23 protein-coding genes are annotated in these 23462 nt (G+C 63.7%); 17 read left to right on the plus strand and 6 right to left on the minus strand.

Features of this window, described 5'->3' with window-relative positions:
• Window positions 1-69: 69 nt before the first annotated feature.
• Window positions 70-693: a TetR/AcrR family transcriptional regulator gene (locus tag IVB29_RS04490; protein ID WP_247502171.1), complete on the minus strand. Its 624-nt coding sequence runs from the start codon at window positions 691-693 to the stop codon at window positions 70-72.
• A gap of 103 nt (window positions 694-796) precedes the next feature.
• Between IVB29_RS04490 and IVB29_RS04495 the strand changes: the two genes are divergently transcribed.
• From IVB29_RS04495 to IVB29_RS04520, 6 genes are all read left to right on the plus strand, one after another.
• On the plus strand, window positions 797-1492 hold the full coding sequence (locus IVB29_RS04495; protein WP_247502172.1) for a PspA/IM30 family protein: 696 nt from the start codon (window positions 797-799) through the stop codon (window positions 1490-1492).
• A 40-nt stretch (window positions 1493-1532) separates the two neighbouring features.
• On the plus strand, window positions 1533-1808 hold the full coding sequence (locus tag IVB29_RS04500; protein ID WP_247502173.1) for a YiaA/YiaB family inner membrane protein: 276 nt from the start codon (window positions 1533-1535) through the stop codon (window positions 1806-1808).
• A gap of 214 nt (window positions 1809-2022) precedes the next feature.
• Window positions 2023-3084: an amidohydrolase family protein gene (locus IVB29_RS04505; RefSeq protein ID WP_247502174.1), complete on the plus strand. Its 1062-nt coding sequence runs from the start codon at window positions 2023-2025 to the stop codon at window positions 3082-3084.
• 14 nt (window positions 3085-3098) lie between these two features.
• A complete protein-coding gene (locus IVB29_RS04510; RefSeq protein WP_247502175.1) occupies window positions 3099-4211 on the plus strand; it encodes an amidohydrolase family protein in 1113 nt (370 codons plus the stop codon).
• Between the two features lie 21 nt (window positions 4212-4232).
• The gene (locus IVB29_RS04515) at window positions 4233-4646 is read left to right on the plus strand and encodes a Rieske (2Fe-2S) protein (protein WP_247502176.1); all 414 of its coding nucleotides are present in this window, start codon (window positions 4233-4235) and stop codon (window positions 4644-4646) included.
• Window positions 4647-4717: 71 nt separating this feature from the next.
• Window positions 4718-4924 carry a hypothetical protein gene (locus IVB29_RS04520; protein ID WP_092029370.1) on the plus strand — a complete coding sequence of 69 codons (207 nt, stop codon included), beginning with the start codon at window positions 4718-4720 and terminating at the stop codon, window positions 4922-4924.
• A 48-nt stretch (window positions 4925-4972) separates the two neighbouring features.
• Here IVB29_RS04520 and IVB29_RS04525 read toward each other — a convergent pair whose 3' ends face one another.
• Window positions 4973-5818 (minus strand): SDR family NAD(P)-dependent oxidoreductase, encoded by an 846-nt coding sequence (locus tag IVB29_RS04525; protein ID WP_247502177.1) that lies wholly within the window; start codon window positions 5816-5818, stop codon window positions 4973-4975.
• A 185-nt stretch (window positions 5819-6003) separates the two neighbouring features.
• Between IVB29_RS04525 and IVB29_RS04530 the strand changes: the two genes are divergently transcribed.
• The 5 genes from IVB29_RS04530 to IVB29_RS04550 all read left to right on the plus strand — a co-directional run bounded on the left by IVB29_RS04530 (window position 6004) and on the right by IVB29_RS04550 (window position 12438).
• The gene (locus tag IVB29_RS04530; protein ID WP_247502178.1) at window positions 6004-7500 is read left to right on the plus strand and encodes an aldehyde dehydrogenase family protein; all 1497 of its coding nucleotides are present in this window, start codon (window positions 6004-6006) and stop codon (window positions 7498-7500) included.
• Window positions 7501-7703: 203 nt separating this feature from the next.
• On the plus strand, window positions 7704-8567 hold the full coding sequence (locus IVB29_RS04535) for an outer membrane protein (protein WP_247502179.1): 864 nt from the start codon (window positions 7704-7706) through the stop codon (window positions 8565-8567).
• Window positions 8568-8725: 158 nt separating this feature from the next.
• Entirely contained in the window at window positions 8726-9853 is a 1128-nt protein-coding gene (locus IVB29_RS04540) for an alkene reductase (protein WP_247502180.1), read from the plus strand.
• Window positions 9854-10010: 157 nt separating this feature from the next.
• Window positions 10011-10514 carry a GFA family protein gene (locus IVB29_RS04545; RefSeq protein WP_247502181.1) on the plus strand — a complete coding sequence of 168 codons (504 nt, stop codon included), beginning with the start codon at window positions 10011-10013 and terminating at the stop codon, window positions 10512-10514.
• Between the two features lie 262 nt (window positions 10515-10776).
• Window positions 10777-12438, plus strand: coding sequence for a thiamine pyrophosphate-binding protein (locus tag IVB29_RS04550; RefSeq protein ID WP_247502182.1), 1662 nt, complete (start codon window positions 10777-10779; stop codon window positions 12436-12438).
• Window positions 12439-12552: 114 nt separating this feature from the next.
• Here the strand turns inward: IVB29_RS04550 and IVB29_RS04555 are convergent, their stop codons facing one another.
• Entirely contained in the window at window positions 12553-13932 is a 1380-nt protein-coding gene (locus tag IVB29_RS04555) for an LLM class flavin-dependent oxidoreductase (protein ID WP_247502183.1), read from the minus strand.
• Between the two features lie 241 nt (window positions 13933-14173).
• Here IVB29_RS04555 and IVB29_RS04560 point away from each other — a divergent pair, with 241 nt between their 5' ends.
• From IVB29_RS04560 to IVB29_RS04585, 6 genes are all read left to right on the plus strand, one after another.
• Window positions 14174-15559, plus strand: a complete 1386-nt coding sequence (locus IVB29_RS04560) for a M20 family metallopeptidase (RefSeq protein WP_247502184.1) — start codon at window positions 14174-14176, stop codon at window positions 15557-15559.
• Between the two features lie 98 nt (window positions 15560-15657).
• Entirely contained in the window at window positions 15658-16569 is a 912-nt protein-coding gene (locus tag IVB29_RS04565) for an amino acid ABC transporter substrate-binding protein (protein WP_247502185.1), read from the plus strand.
• A gap of 129 nt (window positions 16570-16698) precedes the next feature.
• Window positions 16699-17430, plus strand: a complete 732-nt coding sequence (locus IVB29_RS04570) for an amino acid ABC transporter permease (RefSeq protein WP_247502186.1) — start codon at window positions 16699-16701, stop codon at window positions 17428-17430.
• A gap of 4 nt (window positions 17431-17434) precedes the next feature.
• Entirely contained in the window at window positions 17435-18127 is a 693-nt protein-coding gene (locus IVB29_RS04575) for an ABC transporter permease subunit (protein ID WP_247502187.1), read from the plus strand.
• 12 nt (window positions 18128-18139) lie between these two features.
• The gene (locus IVB29_RS04580) at window positions 18140-18871 is read left to right on the plus strand and encodes an amino acid ABC transporter ATP-binding protein (RefSeq protein ID WP_247502188.1); all 732 of its coding nucleotides are present in this window, start codon (window positions 18140-18142) and stop codon (window positions 18869-18871) included.
• A 127-nt stretch (window positions 18872-18998) separates the two neighbouring features.
• A complete protein-coding gene (locus tag IVB29_RS04585) occupies window positions 18999-19859 on the plus strand; it encodes a D-amino-acid transaminase (protein ID WP_247502189.1) in 861 nt (286 codons plus the stop codon).
• 136 nt (window positions 19860-19995) lie between these two features.
• Here IVB29_RS04585 and IVB29_RS04590 read toward each other — a convergent pair whose 3' ends face one another.
• The 3 genes from IVB29_RS04590 to IVB29_RS04600 all read right to left on the minus strand — a co-directional run bounded on the left by IVB29_RS04590 (window position 19996) and on the right by IVB29_RS04600 (window position 23394).
• Window positions 19996-20457 (minus strand): carboxymuconolactone decarboxylase family protein, encoded by a 462-nt coding sequence (locus IVB29_RS04590; RefSeq protein WP_247502190.1) that lies wholly within the window; start codon window positions 20455-20457, stop codon window positions 19996-19998.
• A 29-nt stretch (window positions 20458-20486) separates the two neighbouring features.
• Window positions 20487-22097 carry an MDR family MFS transporter gene (locus IVB29_RS04595; RefSeq protein WP_247502191.1) on the minus strand — a complete coding sequence of 537 codons (1611 nt, stop codon included), beginning with the start codon at window positions 22095-22097 and terminating at the stop codon, window positions 20487-20489.
• 115 nt (window positions 22098-22212) lie between these two features.
• Entirely contained in the window at window positions 22213-23394 is a 1182-nt protein-coding gene (locus IVB29_RS04600) for an HlyD family secretion protein (protein WP_247502192.1), read from the minus strand.
• Window positions 23395-23462 lie beyond the last annotated feature (68 nt).

The following is a 23462-nucleotide window of genomic DNA, read 5'->3' on the forward strand; positions in this document are numbered from 1 at the left end:
AGAACTCCGAAGAGAGGACGAGACGCCGCAAAGGCTAAGCGTGCCGCGCGCGACGCGACAGGCGAAATTTTAGTCAGGCGCCCCGGCTAGCTCGCGCGCGATCAAGCCGTCGATCATCGCGCGTACAAGGCCAGCGATCTCCTTGCGCAGCGCCGGCTGGGGAACGGCGACCAGCCTTTGCTCCAGTCCCAGCGCCACCATGCCATGCACCGCCGAGAACAGGCTGCGCGCGGTGATGCCGAGCTCGTCGGCACCTCGTTTCGGCAGCAGCTCGGCCAGCGGCTTGTAGATGTGGCGAAACAACTGCAATTGGTCATCGACCGACCAGTCGGGCAGGGCCTTGTCGGCCTCCATGCGGTGCTCGAACATTGCGCGCCAGAGCTGGAGATTTTCCGCGGCGAAATCGCAATAGGCAATTGCGATGCGGACCAGCGTCTCCTGGGGCGACGGATTGCCCGCGCGTACCGCCGCGCTGAGCGCCTCATCGAGCCGGAGCAGCGTGCGTGAGCCGACGCGCAGAACCAGCTCGTCCACGTCGGCGACGAGATTGTAGACCGCGCCATTGGCGCAGCCGATCTCGCGGGCCAAATCGCGAGTTTTGAGACCCGCCAACCCCCGCCCAGCAATCATCTGCTCGGCCGCCCGGACCAAGTCGGACCGCAGCTTCTCCCGACGCTCCAAGGTTTTAGTCATTCGTTAACCAAATTCTTGAGCGCCGCTCAAATATTTCTTGAACGATGTTCAAGTTCATTGCTACAAAGTATCTGTGAGCAACGCTCATAACAGGGAGCAGCAGATGTTCAAGACCGTAGTGACACTTTTCCGCGGCAGCGTGGCCGCCGCAGGCGAGGAGCTGGAGGACCGCGCGGCCCTTCTCATCCTCGACCAGCAGATGCGTGATGCGGCCGCGGCCGTCGAGCGCAGCAAGCGGACGCTGGCGCTGGCCATAGCCCAGGACCAGCAGGAGGGCCGCAAGCTCGAGACGACCGTTGCCCGCATCGCCGATCTCGAGACCCGCGCGGTTTCGGCGCTCGATGGCGGCCGCGAGGATCTCGCCAAGGACGCCGCCGAGGCCATCGCGGGTCTCGAAGCCGACCGTGATGCGGCGATGACGGCGCGCGCATTGTTCGCGACCGAGATCATCAGGTTGAAGCGGCACGTTGCAGGCGCGCAGGCCCGCATCACCGAACTCGATCGCGGCCGCCGTATCGCCCGCGCCTCGGAAGCGGTGCGCTCGCTTCGCCGCAGCGGCATCGAGGCGGCGCGTCCTTACGAATCCACGCTGCCCGAGGCCGAGGGCACCTTGAGGCGCCTGCGCGACCGGCAGCTGGAGGCCCAGGCCGCCGATGACGCGTTGGTCGAGTTCGATGCGGCCACCGGTCCGCTCGCGACCGCGGAAAGACTCGCCGAGCAGGGTTTTGGCCCGCGGCTCAAGACGACCGCGGACGACGTGCTCGCGCGGTTGAAGTCCAAGCGCATGCCGATTGCCTGATCTCAAATCGCATCATCATTCGAACCAACAGGAGACCATCATGAACCAGAACGGCCAGCCCCACAGCGGCGCCTGGATGACCTTCACTTACGCGTCCTTCGCAGCCTCCGCCTTCCTCGTCGCCATCGGCATCTTCTTCCTGCCGATCGATCTCTGGATGAAGGGTTATCTCACCATGGGCATCGTGATGCTGATCCAGACCTGTATCACCCTGACCAAGACCGTCCGCGACAATCACGAGAGCAGCCGGATGGTGAACCGCATCGAGGATGCCAAGGCCGAGCGTCTGCTGATGGAAGTCTCCAAGGCGGCTTGAACAAGGGCGTCGATGAACGAGGCTATATGCGATGCAGGGCGGCGGATGCTGGAGCATCCGTCGCCTCATATCGCGACTGCGAAATGCAACCGAGCCATGACGGATCGCGCGGGCGTGTGCTCTTGCGCTGCCGCGGCGGCCGGAGCACTCTGCGCAGGCGGCAAAAAGAACGCCGCCAATAAGACTTGTTTACAAGATCTTGGCGAGGAAGCTCATGGCCGTGACGCGGATCGACTGCGACATCCACCCGGCGGTCGGTGGCACCCGCACGACATTGCTTCCCTATCTCAGCGATCACTGGAAAGAGCAGGTGGTGAGCCGGGCCATCGACGGGCTCGATCTCACCTCCTATCCGCCGAGCATGCCGCTGTCAGGCCGGGCCGACTGGCGGCCGGCGAATGGCACAAGGCCCGGCTCCGATCTTGCGATGGTGCAGAAGGGCGCGTTCGAGCAACTCGGCGCCAGCCACGCCATCCTCAACGTCCTTTACGGCGCGCAGGCCGTGTTCGACGCCTACATGGCGGCGGATTTCTGCAAGGCCATCAACGACTGGATCGCGGCCGAATGGCTGTCGCGCGATCCGCGGCTGCGCGCCTCCATCGTGGTGCCGATGCAGGACCCGGATCTGGCGATCGAGGAGATCGAGCGCCGCGCCGGCGACAATCGTTTCGTTTCGATCCTGGTACTGGCGCAAGGCGAGACGTTGCTGGGACGGCGGCATTTCTGGCCGGTCTATCGGCTCGCCGAGAAGTACAAGCTGCCGCTCGCGATCCACGCCGGCACCCAATATCGGCAGGCACCGAGCTCGGCCGGCTGGCCGTCGCACCGCTACGAATATTACTTCGTCGAGGCGCAGGCGTTTCAGGCGCAGATATTGAGCCTGATCTATGAGGGCGTGTTCGGCAAGTTTCCGGACCTCAAGGTCGTGCTGATGGAGTCGGGCGTCAGCTGGCTGCCGGCCTTCATGTGGCGGGCCAACAAGACCTGGCGCGGTGTGCGCGTCGAGGTGCCCTGGGTCGAGCGCGAGCCCGCTGCGATCATCCGCGACAATTTTCGCGTCACCATGCAGCCGTTCGACGCGCCCGGCGATGCCAAGAGCGTCGAAGACATCATCGACCAGATCGGCTCCGAAAAGATGTTCCTGTTCGCGTCCGACTATCCGCACTGGCAGTTCGACGGCGATGATCCGATCCCGCCGAATTTGCCGAAGAGCATTATCGCAAAAATGTGCGTCGACAATCCGCTGGAGACGTTTCCGCGGTTGTCGATCAACTGATTTTGGAGGCTCGCATGAGTGACGTCATCGACCGCCCGCTGTTGGACGAGGAAAAGACCGCCGCGACGCGGCTGCGCATCGTCGATTGCGACGTGCATCCGAGCTTGCGATCGACGGACGATCTCAACGAGTTCCTGCCAAAGCGCTGGCAGCAGCATCTGAAGGAATATGGCAGCCATCTGCGCACGCCCTATCTCTTCACCACGCCCTATCCACGCTCATCGCCGCTGATCGCGCGGCGCGATGCGTGGCCGCCGACCGGTGGGCCGCCCGGCTCCGATCTCGCCTTCATGCAGAAGCAGCATCTCGATCCGCTCGACGTCGAGTTCGGGATTTTGCAGGTGCTCGATCTCTTCATCTTCTCGCAGCAGAATCTGGAGTTCGGCGCGGCGATCCAGCGCGCCATCAACGACTGGCAGCTGGCGTTCTGGTCACATCGCGATTCCCGCCTGAAGGCCTCGATCCTGGTTGGACAGGACGGCGTTGATCTTGCCATCGCCGAGATCGAGCGCTGCGCCAAAATCGGCGAATACATTCAGATCAACGTCTCGCCGCGCGCCAACGAGCCGCTCGGCCGCCGCCGCTACTGGCCGATCTATGAGCGCGCCCAAGAACTCGACCTGCCGCTCGGCATCCATGTCGGCGGTTATGGCGGCCATGCGCCGACCGGCGGCGGCTGGCCGTCCTACTATGTCGAGGAGCACCAGTCCAATGCGCACACCATCGCGGCGCAGCTCGCGAGCCTCGTCATCGAAGGCGTGCCGGAGCGCTTTCCAAAATTGAAGTTCGTCTTCATCGAAGGCGGCTTCGGCTGGATCCCTTCGGCGGTGTGGCGCATGGATCAGCATTTCGAACGCTTCCGCAGCGAGGTGCCGCATCTCAAGCGCAAACCGTCGGAATATGTGCGTGAAAGTTTCTGGTTCACGACGCAGCCGATCGACGAGCCGGACGAGGCGCGGCATCTGCGCGCGCTGATCGAATGGGTCGGCATCGACCGTCTGTTGTTCTCGTCGGACTATCCGCACTGGGATTTCGACGATCCACGTTTCGCCTTCAAGACGCCGCTGACGGAGGCCGAGCGGAGGAAGATCTTCAGCAGCAATGCCCGTGCAGTCTACAAGTTCTGATCAGAGGCTTTCTGAAGAGATATGGCCCGTCACATCGTCGCGTCCACCTCGGAGATCCCGCCCGGCGGCAACAAGGTCGTCGATGTCGCTGGGCGTGACATCGTCGTGTTCCATGTCAATGGCGAATTCTTCGCGCTGTTGAACCGCTGCCCGCACGAGGGCGCGCCGCTGGAGAAGGCCGCGTGCGTGGCGCGGCTGACCTCACCAGAGCCGGGTGTCTACGAGCGCTCGCGGGTCGGCGAGATGCTGCGCTGTCCCTGGCACGGCTGGGAATTCGACATGCGCAACGGCCAGTCCTGGTTCGATCCGAACCGGGTCAAGATCCGCTCATATCCCGTCGCGGTGGAGCGCGGTGAGGAACTGCAGAAAGGCCCGTATGTGGCCGAGACGTTTCCGGTGCATGTCGAGGACAGTTATGTGATTGTCGAGGTCTGAGCGGCCGTTTCGGATTGTGATTTTGACGCAGGTGCGATAAGCCTCGCCCGCATTCATGGCGGAGACGAGCTTTGTCGAAACAATCCCTGCGTGAGGAGGCCGAACGCCTGATCCGCGAATCGATGGAAAAGAAGACCATCGTCGTGAAGCAGGGCGCGACCCGCATCGAGGCCGTCTGCGGCAAGTGCGGCGCGCCGAACCGGGTCCAGGCGGAAAAGGGCCAGAGCCGCGTTAAGTTCGCCTGCAAGAATTGCGGGCACCAGCAGGAGACGCTGTAGGCTTCTAACCCCTTCCCGTAGGAACAGGGCGAGGGAGTGACAGAGCGCCTACTCCCCCTCCACAAACTTCTTGAACGCCTCCGCATAATCCGGGTGCCAGCGCGACAGCGGCGGGCGATTCTCGACGATGTCGCCGGCGGCCCACAGCATGCGCTTTTCGTCGAGTGCGCGCGTCACGTCGTTGTCCGGGCACAGGATGTAGAAGTCGCCGGCTTCCAGCCGTGCCAGCATGAAATCGACCGTCTGTTCCGGTGTCCAGGCTCCGGCCGGCTTCTCGGTGCGGCCCTTCGCGGTGAGCCCGGTGAAGACGAAGCCGGGGATCAGGAGATGCGCGCTGATGCGGCAATCCCTGGTGTTGCGCAGGTCGTGCTGGAGCGCTTCCGTAAAAGCCTTCACGCCGGCCTTGGAGACGTTGTAGGCGGGATCGCCCGGCGGTGTCGTGATGCCCTGCTTGGAGCCGGTGTTGACGATGAGCCCGCATTTGCCGCGCGCAATCATGCTGGGCGCGAAGATGCGCGAGCCGTTGATGATGCCCCACATGTTGACGCCGATGATGCGCTGCCAATTGTCGGGTTCGCCGAACAGCGCGCTGCCGGGCTGGATGCCGGCATTGTTCATCAGGATATCGGTGCCGCCGAAATGCGCGCCCACCGCGCGTTCCAGTTCCTTGACGCTCTCCGCCTTGCCGACATCGACGGCGAAGGTCATCACATGTGTGGCAGACGCGACGGATGACAGTTTTGTTGCGGCCTCCGCCAGTCGCGCCTCATCGACATCGGCGATGCACACCTTCATGCCGGCGCGCGCGAAGGCTGCTGCGGCGGCAAACCCGATGCCGGACGCGCCACCCGTGATCACGGCAACATTGTCTTTGACGATGGCGGGGTGCGGCATGGTTCGTCTCCGGGCAGGGGCTTGGTCGAGCTATAACATGGCACGCGTGCGACCCTGCACAAGTCGGGATGGGTGGTCTTCGTTCCGCGCCGCCTTTACGCGCATCCGGTAGCGCTGTATTCTATTCCACCTAACGATCCCGCCCAGATCGAACCCAATCAATCACCTGACTAGGGAGTGCAGCCATGGCTGTGTCGCAGGCTATTCCGATCACGCGCCATCCGTTCGCCAACGGGTCCTACAAGCAGATGCTGATCGACGGGAAGTGGGTCGACGCTGCCTCCGGCAAGCGCTTCGAGACCCACAACCCCGCCACCGGCGAATTGCTCGCCACCGTCGCCGAGGGCGACAAGGAAGACATCGACCGCGCCGTTGAGGCGGCCCGCCGCGCCTTCGAAGGCCCATGGAGCAAGGTCAAGCCGTTCGAGCGGCAGAATCTGCTGCTCAAGCTCGCCGACCTCGTCGAGAAGAATTTCGACGAATTGTCGCAGCTCGACACGCTCGACATGGGCGCGCCGCTGAGCCGCACCCGCGCCTATCGCCTGCGCGCCGTCGGCATGCTGCGCTATTACGCCGGCCAGACCACCGCGATCCACGGCGAGACCATCGAGAACTCGCTGCCCGGCGAAATCTTCTCCTACACGCTGAAGGAGCCGATCGGCGTCGTCGGCGCCATCATTCCCTGGAACGGCCCGCTGACCGCGACGCTCTGGAAGATTGGGCCTGCGATCGCAACCGGCTGCACCGTGGTGCTGAAGCCCGCCGAGGAAGCGCCGCTGACCTCGCTGCGCATTGCGGAGCTGGCGATGGAAGCCGGCATTCCCCCCGGCGTCGTCAACGTCGTGCCCGGCTATGGCGAGACCGCGGGTGCCGCGCTCGCTTCGCATCACGATGTCGACAAGGTCGCCTTCACCGGTTCGCATGTCACGGGGCAGTCGATCATCCGTGCCTCCGCCGGCAACCTGAAGCGCGTCTCGCTCGAGCTCGGCGGCAAATCGCCCGACATCGTGTTCGCGGATGCCGACCTTGATGCTGCCGTTCCCGGCGCCGCGATGGCGGTGTTCGCTAATTCCGGCCAGATCTGCAGTGCCGGCACGCGTCTGTTCGTCGAGCAGTCGATCTACGAAGAGTTCGTCGGCCGCGTTGCCGAGTTCGGCAAGAAGCTGCAGGTCGGCAACGGCCTCGATCCCAACACCCAGATCGGTCCGCTGGTCTCCGAACAGCAACTCGAACGCGTCACCAGCTATCTCGACATCGGCCAGAAGGAAGGCGCGAAGGCGCTCGCCGGCGGCGGCCGGGTGACGGAAGGCGCGCTGTCAAAAGGCTTCTTCGTCTCACCGACGGTGTTCGCGGGCGTCCAGGACAACATGCGGATCGCGCAGGAGGAGATTTTTGGCCCCGTCATCTCCGCCATCGCGTTCAAGGACATGGACGAACTGGTCAAGCGCGCCAACAACACCACTTTCGGCCTCGGTTCGGGCCTGTGGACGCGTGACGTCAGCAAGGCGCATGCGGTTGCGAAGCGCTTGCGCGCCGGCTCGGTGTGGGTGAATTGCTACCAGGCGATGGACCCGGCCGTGCCGTTCGGCGGCTACAAGATGAGCGGCTATGGCCGCGAGTCCGGCAAGCAGCATGTTGAAGAATATCTCAACGTGAAGGCCGTCTGGATCAAGACGGCTTAGCGCGCCATCGCGTCCGGACTTCAGCGAACGGTCTTGCTTGCGGCGACGACAGCTTGCTTGCGACGACCAGGAGTTGTTGCCCGGACGCTACAAGCGATTTTTGAAACTGCTGTCGTCCGCGATCTTGCAAGGATTGTTATCCCATTTCCAACGTTGGCCGGTTAGTTCTGGTCGACGTCAATGTTCGGGTCTGGGAATCAAGAATGCTCCGCTTCGCTTCGATCATGCTTGTGGCTGTGGGCGTCGCCTCGGCGCAGCCCGCATTCGCGGCCGATATGGCCGCACGTGCGCCGCTCTACAAGGCGCCGCAATTGCCGGTCGCCTACAATTGGTCGGGCTTCTACGCCGGCGTGAATGTCGGGTACGGCTGGAGCGATGATGCGATCAAGCTCGCGCCGCATGATCCGGTTTTCACCGCCGGTGTGCTCGACATGGCGCTGGCGGGCGGCCTTGTCCCGCCGTCCCTGGCAACAAACCCGCGTGGGGTGCTGGGCGGCGTGCAGGCCGGCTACAATGTGCAGACCGGCTCCCTGGTATGGGGCGTCGAAGCCGATATCGCGGCTGCCGGAATCAAGGGCAGCTCGACGGTCACGCGAAGCCTGCCGGTCTTCCCCACCCTCACGAGCACGCAGGAGCAGAAGGTCGACTGGTTGGGGACCGTGCGCGGCCGGATCGGTGCCACCGTTACACCCGACTTGATGCTCTACGGGACCGGCGGTCTTGCCTATGGACACGTCAAGGCGTCGACCTCGATCATGGATCCCACGCTTCCGGCCGGCACGCAATGCCTCAACGTGATCTGTAGCGCGGGGACGTCGGAAAGCTGGCGCGTGGGCTGGGCCGTCGGCGGTGGCGGCGAGTACCACTTTGCGTCGAACTGGAGCGTCAAGCTCGAGTACCTCTATTATGATCTCGGCAGCCAGAAATACACCATCTTCAATCCGCTGTTCCCGTTCACTCCAGGCCCGGCGCGCGGCCTTGACGCAACCGCGGATTTCACCGGCCACATCGCGCGGGTCGGCCTGAACTACAAGTTCGGCTCGGGCCCGGTCGTCGCGAAATACTGATCCGCCGTTCTGAACGGATGCAAAGCCTCGGGCCACGGCCCGGGGCTTTTTGGTTCTACCGCATCTTTCGGCTGGCCAGCCATCCGCCCAAGCGGCTTCCGAGCTGCCCCTCTTTCTCATATGATCCCCGTCCTCTCATCGATCATTCCGGGGATCACATGAAGTTCGAGGCGTTGTTCAAACCGTTGCAGGTCGGTCCGTACAAGCTCGCGCATCGCGTCGCGATGGCGCCGCTGACGCGCATGCGCGCCGAGCGCGACAGCTTTTCGCCGCGGCCGCTCAACGCCGAATATTACGGCCAGCGCGCTACGCAAGGCGGCCTGCTGATCGCCGAGGCTTCACCCGTGCTTTCGCACGGCCGCGGCAATCCGGCGACGCCCGGCATCTATTCGGAGTCGCAGATTGCGGGCTGGCGCAAGGTGACGGATGCCGTGCACGCCAAGGGCGGCATTATCTTCCTCCAGCTCTGGCATGTCGGCCGAGTCTCGCATTCATCTTATCATGGCGGTCAGCCGCCGGTGTCGGCCTCGGCGATACCCATCAAGGCCGAGGGCATGAAGGCGATGATGGCCGACGGCAAGATCGGCGACTATGAGACGCCGCGCGCATTGGAGACCGACGAGGTCAAGGGCGTCGTCGAGGCATTCCGCCAAGGTGCCAAGAACGCGCTCGCCGCCGGCTTTGACGGTGTCGAGATCCACGGCGCCAACGGCTATCTGCTCGAGCAGTTTTTACAGTCGCGCAGCAACCAGCGCACCGATCAATATGGCGGCTCGATCGAGAACCGCGCGCGGCTGCTGCTCGAGGTCACGCAGGCCGCGATCGACGTCTGGGGCGCGAACCGCGTCGGCGTGCGGCTGTCGCCCCACGGCATTGCCAATGATTCCGGCGAGCCCGATCCGATGCCGCTCTACACGCATGTGGTGAAGGCGATCGACAAGCTCGGTCTCGCCTATCTGCATTTCATCGAGCCGCGCTCCAGCGGCTCGGGGCGAGCCGAAGTCAACTGGCAGAACGTGCCGTCGGCGATGCTGCTGTTCCGCCCGCTCTACAGCGGCGTGCTGATGACCGCCGGCGGCTTCACCGGCGAGACCGCGAATGCGGCAATAAAAGACGGCCACGCCGACATTATCGCCTTCGGCCGCATCTTCATCTCCAACCCGGACCTGCCGCGGCGGCTTGAGCACGACTATCCGATCACGCCGTACAACCGCACGACGTTCTATGGCGGCGAGGAGAAGGGGTATACGGACTATCCTGTTTATGACGAGCTGACGCCGGCGTAAGTCTCTCTCCGTCATTCCGGGGCGGCGCGAAGCGTCGAGCCCGGAATCCATTCCGCCTTGGTCTGCCGCCTGATGGATTCCGGGCTCGCGACTTTGTCGCGCCCCGGAATGACGATCGTGTATTGTCGCACGCGCAATGACGACGGAGAGAGCCACCATGGCCAAAGCCGCAGTCGCCGCAGGTATCGCCACCGGCCAATGCCTCTGCGGCAAGGTCACCTTCGAGATCGACATCCCCGCGCGCTGGGCCTGGCACGATCATTCCGCCGCCAGCCGCCGCGCCCATGGCGCGGCTTACGCGACCTATGTCGGCAGCTGGAAAAAGCGCTTTCGCATCACCGCCGGCAAGACCGCGCTCACGCGTTACGAGGATAAGACGACCAAGACGGCGCGCAGCTTCTGCTCGCATTGCGGCACGCCGATCGCCTATGAGCGCCCGCGCGGCCCGCACATGGTCAACATTCCCCGCGCGCTGTTCAACGAGCGCACCGGCCGCCAGCCGCTCTATCACATCGCGATCGAAGAACTCCAGGAATGGGCTTACACGGGCGAGCCGCTGGTGCCGCTGAAGGGCTTTCCGGGTGTGGTCTGGCAGCGCTCGAAAAAGAAGAAGCGCGCGGGCGGTGAGGACCCGTTCGAGCTGGGGCGCGAGGAGATGTAGCGGAAGCCACTCACTCTCGTCTCGTGCCCCTGACGCAGCGCAGCGCCTCTTCGGCGGAGCGCTGCTGAGCCGGGGCCCATGCAGCAGCGAGCCCGGCGCGAATCTGGGTCCCGGCTCTGCGCCACGTCACTGCGTGCCGCGTCGCGTCCGGGACACGAGACCGTCGCGCGCAACGCAGCCATGACCCCGCTCCATTGCGCGCATCCCAAAACTTCGGCCATCATGCCTCCGCCCTGCGGCAACGCCCGCTCCTGGAGGAAACATGAAGAACAAGATCACCGGCCGCTCCGCCTTTCTCGCGCTGCTCAAGGACGAGGGCATCACGCACCTGTTCGGCAATCCCGGCACCACCGAATTGCCGATCATGCATGCGTTGAAGGACCATCCTGATCTCACCTATGTGATGGCGATGCAGGAGAGTCTCGTGGTCGCGATCGCCGATGGCTATAGCCGGGCCTCCGGAAAACTCGTCGCCTGCAACGTCCATGTCGCGCCCGGCCTCGGCAACGCGATGGGTTCGCTTTACAACGCCCAGTTCACGGGCACGCCGATGATCCTGACGGCCGGCCAGCAGGAGCAGGGCCACGGGCTGATGGAGCCGGTGCTGTATGGTCCGCTGGTGCGCATGGCCGAGCCGCTGGTGAAATGGGCGGTCGAGGTGACGCGGCTGGAGGATCTGCCGCGCATCGTGCGTCGTGCCGCCAAGGTCGCGATGACGCCGCCGACCGGGCCGGTATTCATCTCGCTACCGGGCGACATTCTCAACAGCGAAGCCGGCATCGATCTCGGCCGCTCCACCCGCATCGACGCGCGCACCAAACCGTCGGACGAGGCGCTGAGGGCTTTTGCAGCGCGCCTGCTCAAGGCCGAACGCCCGGTGATCGTCACCATGGATGAGGTGGTCAAGAGCGATGCGCTCAAGGAAGCTGCCGAACTCGCCGAATTGCTCGGTGCAGCCGCCTATCAATCTTCAACACCCTATGGCTCGCACTTCCTCTCGGAGAGCCCGAGCTTCGTCGGCACGCTGGCGCGCGTGCAGAAGGTCGCGCGCGATACGCTCGCGCCTTACGATCTCCTGATCGCGCTGGGCGGCGATCCCCTGCGGATGTCTGTCTATAGCGAGGTCGATGCGCTGCCCGATGGCCTTGGCATCGTGCAGGTGGGTCTGGTCGATTGGGAGATCGCCAAGAATTACGGCGCCGAGATCGCGCTGAAGGCGGATCTCAAGGAAACGCTGCGCGCGCTGATCCCGGTGCTGAAGGAGATGGGCGGCGCGACACTGACGAGCCGCGCCAAGCAGCGCCTCGCCGAACTCGTGCCGAAGAACTGGACCGCACGGCGTGCCGCGCTGGTCGAGCAGATCGGCAAGAGCGCGGGCCGCAACCCCATCGATCCTGACTATCTGGTGCTACAAATGGTCGAGGCGATGCCCGATCACGCCATCCTCGTCGACGAAGGCCTCACCTCTAGCCGCCAGATCACGGCGCTGCGTCCACACCGCGACCGCTACGGCTATCACGGCCTCGCCTCCGGCGGCATCGGCTGGGGCCTGCCGGCCTCGGTCGGCGCCAGCATCGCCAATCCGGATCGGCCCGTCGTGTGCTTCTCCGGCGACGGCAGTGCGATGTATTCGATCCAGTCGCTATGGACCGCGGCGCATCACAAGCTGCCGCTCAACGTCGTCATCGCCAACAATGGCGGCTACCGCATCATCAAGCAGCGCCTGCTCGCCTTCCATGGCGACGATAATTATGTCGGCATGGATTTTATCGATCCGCCGGTGGATTTTGCCGGCGTCGCCAAGGCACTCGGCTGCGAGGCGATCAAGATCAGCGATCCCCGCGAGCTGAAAGCGACCCTGGCATCGGCGTTTGCGCGGCCGGGAACGAAGCTGATCGAGGTGATGGTGGACGGGAAGGTGTAGGCGCGGCTGCCCACCGGCGTCATTGCGAGGAGCGAAGCGACGAAGCAATCCAGAATCCCTCGGCGGTGACATCTGGATTGCTTCGCTCCGCTCGCAATGACGAGGAGGAGGAAGCTACCCCTTCTTCCCCACCCGATACCCCGCCGCCGGATGCGGCGCTCCTAGCCTCGCCCGGCCGTCGCCGAACAGCTTCTCTCGCAGCGTGCCCTTTGCATATTCCGGCTTGTACCGCCCGCGCTTAGTCAGCTCCGGCACCAGCATGTCCGCGATATCCTCGAAATCGCCGGGCGAGATCGCAAAGGCGACGTTGAGGCCGTCGACGTCGGTCTTCTCGAACCAATCCTCGATCTTGTCTGCGACGCTCTCAGGCGTTCCCACCACGACGGGACCGGCGCCGCCGATACCGACATGTTCGATGACGTCGCGCACGGTCCAGACGCGATCAGGATCGCCGCGGGTGACGTTGTCGAGTGCGCTGCGGCCGGCATCGTTCTGGACGTGACGCACCTGCTGGTCGAGCTCGTAGCCGGAGAAGTCGATGCCGGTCCATCCCGACATCAGGGCGAGCGCGCCTTCCGGGCTGATATGCGACCGGTAGTCGGCATATTTGGCCGCCGCTTCGGCTTCGGTGTTGCCGAGGATGATCGTCATCATGTTGAACATCAGGATCTCGGCTGGGTTGCGGCCGAACGCGGCGGCTTCCTGGCGGATCGCGGACACCCGCGGCGCGATGATCCTGGCCGACGGCCCCGACATGAACACGCATTCGGCGTGTTTGGCCGCGAACTGCCGGCCGCGCGGCGAGGTGCCGGCCTGGTACAGCACCGGCGTGCGCTGCGGCGATGGCTCGCTGAGATGGATGGTATTGTTGATGCGCCAGTTCGCGCCCTCGTGATTGACGCGATGAACCTTGCTGGGATCGGTGAAGATGCCGCGCTTGCGATCCCGCACCACCGCGTCGTCCTCCCAGCTCCCTTCCCAGAGCTTGTAGACCACCTCCATATATTCGTCGGCGATGTCGTAGCGGTCGTCGTGGCCGGTCTGCTTCTCCTTGCCGGCGCCGCGCGCGGCGCTGTCGAGATAGCCGGTGACGACGTTCCAGCCGATCCGTCCCTCGGTGAGATGATCGAGCGTCGACATCCGCCGCGCGAACGGGTAGGGCGGCTCGAACGATAAATTGCTGGTGACGCCGAAGCCGAGATTCTTGGTCACCGCCGCCATCGCTGACAGCAGCAGCAGCGGCTCGTTCGACGGCGTCTGCGCCCCATTGCGCAAGGCCGCGTCAGGGCTGTTGCCATAGACGTCGTAGACCCCGAGCACGTCGGCCAGGAACAGCCCGTCGAAACGTCCGCGCTCCAGCGTTTTTGCAAGGTCGATCCAGTAGGGCAGGCGGTTATATTCGGCAGTGCGGTCGCGCGGATGGGTCCACAGGCCCGGTGACTGGTGCGCAACGCAATTCATCGCGAAGGCGTTGAGCCTGATCTCTTTGGCCATGCTAGTCCCCCGGCGCCCTGTACTGAGCGCTCTTCGAATGATAGACGTGCGCCCCAATCTGGCGAAGTTCTTGCATATAACTTGTCATTGGCAAGGCCAAAATCAGCGGCGCTCCCGCTCTTGGCAAGCTAATCTCAAGAGAGCAAGAACGAAATCCCAAGAGTATCGAAGTCCCCGCCACTTTCGAAGGCCCGCCCGTCTCGGGTAAGCTCCTTCGTCTCGAAACCTCGAAAAGCAAATAATGACCAGAGCCGATGCCATCGCCCGCGCCCGGGACGACTTCAAATCCGGTGCGTTCCTTGCTGAACTCGACCGCCGTGTCGGCTTCAAGACCGAGAGTCAGAATGCCTCGCGCGGTCCTGAGCTGCGCGCTTATCTGGAACAGGAGATGATACCTGCCTTCGCCGCGCTCGATTTTACCAGCCGCATCGTCGAATCCCCGAGCGGCAAAGCGCCATTCCTGTTCGCCGAGCATCAGGAGAGCGCCACGGCGCCGACCGTGCTGATCTACGGCCATGGTGACGTCGTCGACGGCATGGAGGGCGAATGGCGCGACGGCCGTGATCCCTGGCGCACGATGGTTGCGGGCACGCGGCTCTATGGCCGCGGCACCGCCGACAACAAGGGTCAGCACAGCATCAACATGGCGGCGCTCCGCGCGGTGCGCGACGCCCGCGGCGGCAAGCTTGGTTTCAATGCCAAGTTCATCATCGAGATGGGCGAGGAGATCGGCTCGCCTGATTTGGGCAAGGTCTGCGATCTCAATCGCGATGTGCTGAAGGCCGACCTGTTCATGGCCTCCGACGGGCCGCGCCTGTCGGCCGACCGCCCGACACTGTTCCTGGGATGCCGCGGCGGCATCCGCATCCATCTCGACGTGAATTTGCGCGACGGCGGCCACCATTCCGGCAATTGGGGCGGCGTGCTCGCCAACCCCGCGACCATCCTGGTCAACGCGATTTCGACGCTGGTCGACGGCCACGGCCGTCTTCAGCTCGACGCGCTGAAGCCGCCGCGCCTCACCAACCAGATTCGCAGCTATCTCGCCGACGTGCAGGTGGTGCCGACCGAGGACGAGCCCGCGCTCGCGGAGAACTGGGGCGAGGAAGGTCTTTCTGCGGCCGAACGGCTCTATGCCTGGAACACGCTCGAAGTGCTGGCGATGTCGTCGGGCAATATCGGGAAGCCGGCGAACGCCATTCCCGGCAACGCCAATGCCGTGCTGCAACTGCGCTTCGTGGTCGGCACCAAGGTCGACGGCCTGATCGACGCCGTGCGTGCGCATCTTGCCCAGAAGGGTTTTCCGATGGTCGAGGTGAGAGCTGCGCAGAGCTTTGCGGCGTCGCGCACCGATTTCGACAGCCCCTGGATCCAATGGGCGGCGGATTCGGTGAGAGAGACCACCGGCAAGACGCCGGCCGTTCTGCCGAATTTCGGCGGCTCGCTGCCTAACGACGTGTTTTCCGAGACTCTCGGCTTGCCGACGATCTGGGTCCCGCATTCCTATCCCGGCTGCTCCCAGCATGCGCCCAATGAGCACATCCTGCTGCCATTGACCGAAGAGGCCTTGACGGTGATGGCCGGGCTGTTCTGGGATCTCGGGGAGCTGCCCAAGCCACTGACCTGAGCCCGTTAACCTGAGCTGCGATCCCGCCGAAAGTCACATTCTAATCCGGCTTGATTTGTGCTTGCATCCAGCCGCATCATCCTGAAGGGAACAAAAAAGTGAAACATCTCCGTAGCATCGGCCTCGCGCTCGCCGCGACCTTTGCCGTCAGCCAGGCTGGGGCCCAGGAGCTGACCGGCACGTTGAAGAACATCAAGGACACCGGCGCGATCACGCTCGGCTTCCGCGACTCCTCGATCCCGTTCTCCTATCTCGACGACAATCAGAAGCCCGTCGGGTACGCGATGGATATCTGCTACAAGATCGTCGACGCCGTGAAGAAGGAGCTCAAGCTCGACAAGCTCGAGGTCAAGCTCAACCCCGTGACCTCGGCGACGCGTATTCCGCTGATGGCCAATGGCACCATCGACCTCGAATGCGGTTCGACCACCAACAACGCCGACCGTCAGAAGCAGGTCGCCTTCGCCCCCACGCACTTCCTGACCGCCAGCCGCTACGTCTTCAAGAAATCGAGCGGCCTGAAGTCGATCGACGATCTCAAGGGCAAGACGGTGGTCTCGACCGCAGGCACCACCAACATCAAGCAGCTCACCGAAGCCAACGTTGCGAAGAGCCTTGGCGCCAACATCATCCCGGCCAAGGACCATGCCGAATCCTTCCTGATGGTCGAGACCGATCGCGCGGTCGCGTTCGTGATGGACGACATCCTGCTCGCGAGCCTCGTTGCCGGCTCGAAGTCGCCGGACGACTACGTCATCTCCAAGGATGCGTTCTCCAAGCCGGAGCCCTACGGCATCATGCTGCGCAAGGACGACGCGCCCTTCAAGAAGGTGGTCGATGCCGCGGTTGGTGCGCTCTACACCTCCGGCGAAGGCCAGAAGATCTATGAGAAGTGGTTCACGGCCAAGATCCCGCCGAAGGGCCTCAACCTCAACACCCCGATTTCGGCCGAGCTGAAGAACGAGTTCGCAAAACCTTCGGACTCGCCGAACCCGGACGACTATAAGTAAGATATAACCTCGATCCAGGGATCGAGACCATGTCCGGCCACTCTTGACACCAGAGTGGCCGGACATTTGCATAGGCGCCAAGGACTTCTTTCGAGCCATCTCTGATGGGCGCGTTCGCGCGGGGGACACGTGAACTACCACTGGAACTGGGGAATTTTCTTCGAACCGAACCCGATGGGGACCGGCAACTATCTCGACATGCTGCTGTCGGGACTGGCGCTGACCCTCAAGACGGCCGTGCTCGCCTGGATCATCGCGCTGATTTTCGGCACGATCGTCGGCGTGCTGCGCACGTTGCCGTCGAAGACCGCGTCCTGGATCGGCTTCTGCTGGGTCGAATTCTTCCGCAACATGCCGCTGTTGGTGCAGCTGTTCCTGTGGTTCTTCGTGCTGCCGGAATTGCTGCCGAAATCGGCCGGCACTTGGCTGAAGCAACTGCCGAACGCGCCGTTCTGGACGGCCGCGCTTGGCGTCGGCTTCTTCATGTCGGCGCGCGTCGCAGTGCAATTGCAGGCGGGCATCGGCTCGCTGCCGCGCGGGCAGAGGATGGCCGCGACCGCGCTGGGCCTGACCACCGTGCAGGGCTATCGCTATGTGCTGCTGCCGATGGCGTTCCGCATCATCCTGCCGCCGCTGACCTCCGAGTTCCTCAACACCATCAAGAACACGGCGGTCGCCATCACCATCGGCCTGCTCGAGCTGACCGGACAGGCACGTTCGATGCAGGAGTTTTCGTTCCAGGTGTTCGAGGCGTTCACGGCCGCGACCCTCATCTACCTCCTCGTCAACGCCGTTGTGGTAACCGCGATGCGCTTCCTCGAGCGCTGGGTCGCGATCCCCGGCTACATCACGGGGAAATAGCGCCATGTTCAGTAATCTCGATTTCGACGTCATCCGCCGCGCGCTGCCCTATCTGTTCTACGAGGGTATGACGTTCACCGTGACGCTAACGGCGCTCGCGGGCCTCGGCGGCCTGATCTTCGGCACGGCGATCGCGCTGATGCGGCTGTCCGGCTACAAGGTGCTCGGCCGCATCGCGGGCTTCTATGTCGACTTCATGCGTTCGCTGCCGCTGGTGCTGGTGATCTTCTGGTTCTACTTCCTGGTGCCCTATATCGGGCAGTGGGTGACCGGCGCCTCGCGGCCGATCAGCGTCGGTGCCTTCGCATCCTCGCTCATCACCTTCATCATGTTCGAGGCGGCGTACTTCTCCGAGATCATGCGCGCCGGCATCCAGTCGATCTCGCGCGGCCAGCCGGCCGCGGCCAACGCGCTCGGCCTCACCTACGCCCAGACCATGCGCTACGTCGTGCTGCCGCAGGCGTTCCGCAACATGCTGCCGGTGCTGCTGACACAAACAATCGTGCTGTTCCAGGACACTTCGCTGGTCTACGTGCTCTCGATCCCGGACTTCCTGGGCGCGGCGAGCAAGGTCGCGCAGCGCGACGGCCGCCTGGTCGAGATGTATCTGTTCGCGGCCGTCGTCTACTTCACCATTTCCTGTGTTGCGTCCTTTGGCGTGCGTCGCCTGCAGGCGCGCATCGCCATCATTCGATAGAGCGTGTCGGTCATGATCGAAATCAGCCACGTCAACAAATGGTATAGCCCGACCTTCCAGGTGCTGACCGACTGCACCACCAGCGTCACCAAGGGCGAGGTCGTCGTGGTCTGCGGCCCTTCGGGCTCGGGCAAATCGACGCTGATCAAATGCGTCAATGCGCTGGAGCCGTTCCAGAGCGGCGACATCAGCGTCGACGGCACCAAGGTCAACGATCCCAAGACCAATCTGCCGAAATTGCGCTCGCGCGTCGGCATGGTGTTCCAGCACTTCGAGCTGTTCCCGCATCTGAAGATCATCGACAATCTCTGCCTCGCACAGCAGAAGGTGCTCGACCGGTCGCGCGACAAGGCGGTGGCGAAAGGCATGCAGTTGCTGGAGCGCGTCGGGCTGAAGGAACAGGCGGAGAAGTTTCCCGCGCAGCTCTCCGGTGGGCAGCAGCAGCGCGTCGCGATCGCGCGCGCGCTCGCCATGGATCCCATCGTCATGCTGTTCGACGAACCGACCTCGGCGCTCGATCCTGAAATGGTCAGCGAGGTGCTCGACGTCATGGTCGATCTCGCCCATGAGGGCATGACCATGATGGTCGTGACCCACGAGATGGGCTTTGCCCGCAAGGTCGCCAACCGCGTCATCTTCATGGACCGCGGCGAGATCGTCGAGGACGCCCCGAAGGACGATTTCTTCGGCAAGCCCCGCAGCGACCGCGCGCAGAAGTTCTTGTCGAAAATTCTGTCGCATTAATTTTCTCTGTCATTCCGGGCTCATTCGCTTTGCGAATGCCCCCGGAATGACGGATCGAGGGTTTATCGGGCTCGCCAAATCTCCTATACGGGTGAGCAATTCCACCTTCGTCCTCAGGAGACCTGCCTTGGACTCGATCGCCTACGTCAACGGCTCATTCGTCCCGCTCTCGGACGCCAAAATCTCGGTGCTCGATCGCGGTTTCCTGTTTGCCGACGGCATCTACGAGGTCTCGGCCGTGCTTGACGGCAAGCTGGTCGACAACGCCTCGCATCTGGCGCGGCTGGAGCGTTCGGTCGGCGAGATCAAGCTCAAGCTGCCGGAGACGGTCGAGCGCATCACCGAGATCCAGAAGGAGCTGATCGCGCGCAACAAGATCGAAAGCGGTCTCGTCTATCTCCAGGTGACGCGCGGCGCCGACAAGGGCCGCGACTTCCCGTTCCCGAAGGGCGAGGTCAAGTCGAGCCTGGTGATGTTCACGTCCGAGAAGGACATCATCGGCTCCGCGGCAGCCAAGACCGGCATCAATGTGATCACGGTGCCCGACATCCGCTGGGAGCGGCGCGACATCAAGAGCGTGGCGTTGCTGGCGCAGGTGCTGGCGAAGCAGGCCGCGGCCGAAGCCGGCGCCGGCGAGGCCTGGATGCTGCAGGACGGCTATGTGACCGAAGGCGGCTCGTCCACGGCGTTCATCCTGACCAAGGACGACGTCATCGTCACCCGCCAGAACTCCAACGCGATCCTGCCGGGCTGCACGCGCAAGGCCGTGATCGCACTTGCCGAGGAGCGCCAGCTTCGCGTCGAGGAACGTTCCTTCACCGTCGCCGAGGCGCTCGCCGCCAAGGAAGCCTTCATCACCTCGGCTTCGTCGTTCGTGCAGCCGGTGGTCGCACTCGACGGCAAGACGATCGGCGATGGCAAGCCCGGCCCGATGGCGACGCGGCTCCGCGAGATCTATGTGGAGTTCGCGAAGGCGACGGCGGTTTAGCCCGCACTCGGCTGTCGTAGGGTGGGCAAAGGCGCGCTTGCGCCGTGCCCACGTCTTCTCGCATTAGCTGAAGAAGTGGTGGGCACGCTACGCTTTGCCCACCCTACAAGACTTGGCTGCGAGGGAGCGTTGCGGTCTACGCCACCGACGCCTTCACCTTCACCGGATGTGCCGCCCTGAACGCGATCGCGATCCTGTTCCAGGCATTGATGGCGCCGATCAGCATGGTCAGGTTCACCGTCTCTGCATCGGTGAACTGCGCACGCACCTGCTCGTAAACATCGTCGGGCGCGTGCGTCTCGGAGATCAGCGTCACCGACTCCGTCCACGCCAGCGCGGCACGCTCGCGGTCGGTATAGAGCGGGGACTCACGCCAGGCATTGAGCAGATAGATGCGCTGCTCGGTCTCGCCGCGCTTGCGGGCGTCCTCGGTGTGCATGTTGATGCAGAAGGCGCAGCCGTTGATCTGCGACGCGCGGATCTTGACCAGCTCGATCAGCGATTTCTCCAGACCCGTCGACTGGATCTGCTCTTCCAGCGCCATCAGCGCCTTCATCGTGTCGGGGGCGGCCTGGTAGAAGTTCATGCGGGGTTTCATGGTCGTTCTCCTTGCTTGCGGGGGTGAGGTCAGTGGGCTCCGCCGGCCGAGGTCTGGCCGGGCTTCTTCAGGAAGAGGACGGCGGCAAGCGCGACGATCAGCGCCATGCCGAGCAGATAGAAGGTGTCGCTGAAGGCGAAGATATAGGCCTGCTTCTGCACGGTATGGCCGATCGCGACATAGGCGCGATGCGCGGCGTCGGCACGATCGAGCACGCCGTGATTGACGAAATACTGCGTGAGCTGCTCCAGCCGCGTCCGGGTCGCCTGCTCGAACACCGAGACCGACTGCATCAGCACGTTGGAGTGATATTGCTCGCGCTTGGTCAGCATGGTCTGGAGCAGCGCGATGCCGACGGCGCCGCCGAGATTGCGCATCATGTTGAACAGGCCGGAGGCCGAGCCCGCATTCTCCGCCTCGATGCCAGCGGTCGCGACCGCGGACAACGGCGCGAGCACCAGCGCCTGGCCGATCGCACGGACGATGTTGGGCAAAAGCAGCTGGTCGGACCCGTAATCGTTGGTCATGTAGATGTTCATGAAATTGGAAGCTGCGAACAAGACGAAGCCGGTCCCGATGATGATCCGCGCATCGAACTTCTGCATCAGGCGCGGCACCAGCGGGATCAGCACGAGTTGCGGCAAACCGGTCCATGCCAGCACCATGCCGATCTGCTCGGCATTGTAGCCCTGGATGCGCGCCAGATATTGCGGCAGGATGAACACCGAGCCGTACAGCGCGACGCCCAGCAAAAAGTTCGCGAGCATGCCGAAGCCGAAATTGCGGCGGACCAGCAGGCGCAGATTCAACAGCGGCTTCTTCACGGTGAGCTCGATGATCAGGAAGGCGGTCAGCGCGACGGCTGCGATCACCGACAGCTTGACGATGAAGGGCGATCCGAACCAGTCGTCCTTGTTGCCTTCTTCCAGCACGGTCTGGAGCGCGGACAGGCCGATGGCCATGGTGATGATGCCGGCCCAGTCGCCCTCACGCAGCAATGCCAGCTTCATCGGCTTGGCGTCGAGCGCGTACCAGAGCATGCCGACCATGATCGCGCCGGGCACGACGTTGACGTAGAAGATGTACTGCCAACCAAAGTTCTCGGTGAGATAGCCGCCAATGGTCGGGCCGATCGCGGGCGCGAATGTCGCCGACAGCGCGAACAGCGCGAGGCCCACCGGCTGCTTGGCACGCGGCAGGAGCGTGATGATCAAGGTGAAGGCCATCGGGATCAGCACACCGCCGGTAAATCCCTGCACGGCGCGCAGCACGATCATCTGCGGCAGGTCCTGCGCCAGCGCACAGGCCGCGGACAGAACCAGGAACAGGATCGCGTTGGCAAGCAGGTAGATCCGGATCGAGAACACTTGTGCGAGCCAGCCGGAGAGCGGGATCACCACGATCTCGGCGATCAGATAGGAGGTCGAGATCCAGCCGCCGTCGTCGATGCCGGCGCCGATCGCGCCCTGGATGTCCGCGAGCGAGGCGTTGACGATCTGGATGTTCAGCACCGCCATGAAGGCGCCGAGGGTGGCGCCGATCACCGCGATCCAGGTTTTTGCAGAGACCGCCGGCGTGGCGGGCGCAGCGGGAGCAGGAAGGCTGGCGGCGGCGTTGACGGCCGGTTGGAGCGTGTTCATGGAAGCCTCGTCTCGGTTACAGAGACAGGATGCATTGGACCGATGGTTTCGATAATCGAGGAAGCCAGGGAAGGATCGTCCGGCAGGACTTGATAATCCCGCCGGTCGTCCGACCTCAGCCGCCGTTCTGGCGGGACGAATTGTCGGCGAGGCGCTTCGCCGTCTCTCGCTCAGCCAGCACGGTCTGCTTGGTATCGACGGTCGGCACCGCCGACATGCCGGGCCGCAGCAGGCCCGTCAGACTGTAATCGTCGAGCACGATCTTCACCGGCACGCGCTGCACGATTTTTGTGAAATTGCCGGTGGCGTTATCAGGCGGCAGCAGTGCGAATTCAAGTCCGCTGGCCGGCGAAAGGCTATCGACATGACCGCGCAGCGTGCGATTGCGAAAACTGTCGACGTGCAGCTCGACCGGCTGGCCGGGGCGCACATGCGTGAGCTGCGTCTCCTTGAAGTTGGCGACCACATAGACCGCATCGAGCGGCACCACCGCCATTAATTGCGTGCCGGCTTGCACGAACTGGCCGACGCGCAAGCTGCGGGCGCCGACCGTGCCGTCGACCGGCGCAGTGATCTCGGTATAGGACAGGTTCAGCTCTGCCTGCTGCGCGACAGCGCGAGCGCGTTCGAGTTGCGCTGTGGCCTGGCCGCGCTGGGTGGTGAGCACGTCGACCTTGCGCTCTGCGGCCACGAGGCCCGACTTGGCGTGCTGCAATTGCGCGCTGCTGGCGCGCAGTGCCGCGTCGGTCTGCTGTGCGCGCTGGATCGTGCCCGAGCCCGACTTCATCAGATCGTCGTAGCGGGCGCGTTCTTCCTGCGCGAATTTCAGATTGGCATCGGCCGCGGTGACATCGGCCGTGCTCTGCTCGATGACCGGCTGCTGCAGTTCGAGCTGGGCATCGATGTTGCGCACCGAGGCTTCGCCGGCGGCGACGTCGGCTTTAGCCTGGTCAAGCGCCGCCTTGAAGTCGCGGTCGTCGATCCTGGCCAGCAGCTGGCCCGCCCGGACCTTCTCGTTGTCGCCGACCAGCACCTTCGCGATGTAGCCGGAGACTTTTGGTGCGATGATCGTGGAGTCGGCCTTCACATACGCGTCGTCGGTCGTCTCGAGGTAGCGGCCGTTGGTCCAGTAGTCGTATCCGTAATAGACAATGGCTGTCGTGCCCAAGAGCAGCGCGAGCGCCAAAGCCGCGCGCCTGACCATGGCCCCGGCCGGGACAGTCGTCGGCGCCTTGGGATAATCATGAATGATTTCAGCTGCTTGCTGGAAATTCTCGGTACGGAGCATCTCGGACATGTCAGTCTCCTGTCGGCGTTCTGAGATGATCGGTCTTTTTGGTTCGAGCGATAATTGGCGAAATGCCG

It is taken from the genome of Bradyrhizobium sp. 1 (genome assembly GCF_023073315.1).
Taxonomy (GTDB): Bacteria; Pseudomonadota; Alphaproteobacteria; order Rhizobiales; family Xanthobacteraceae; genus Bradyrhizobium.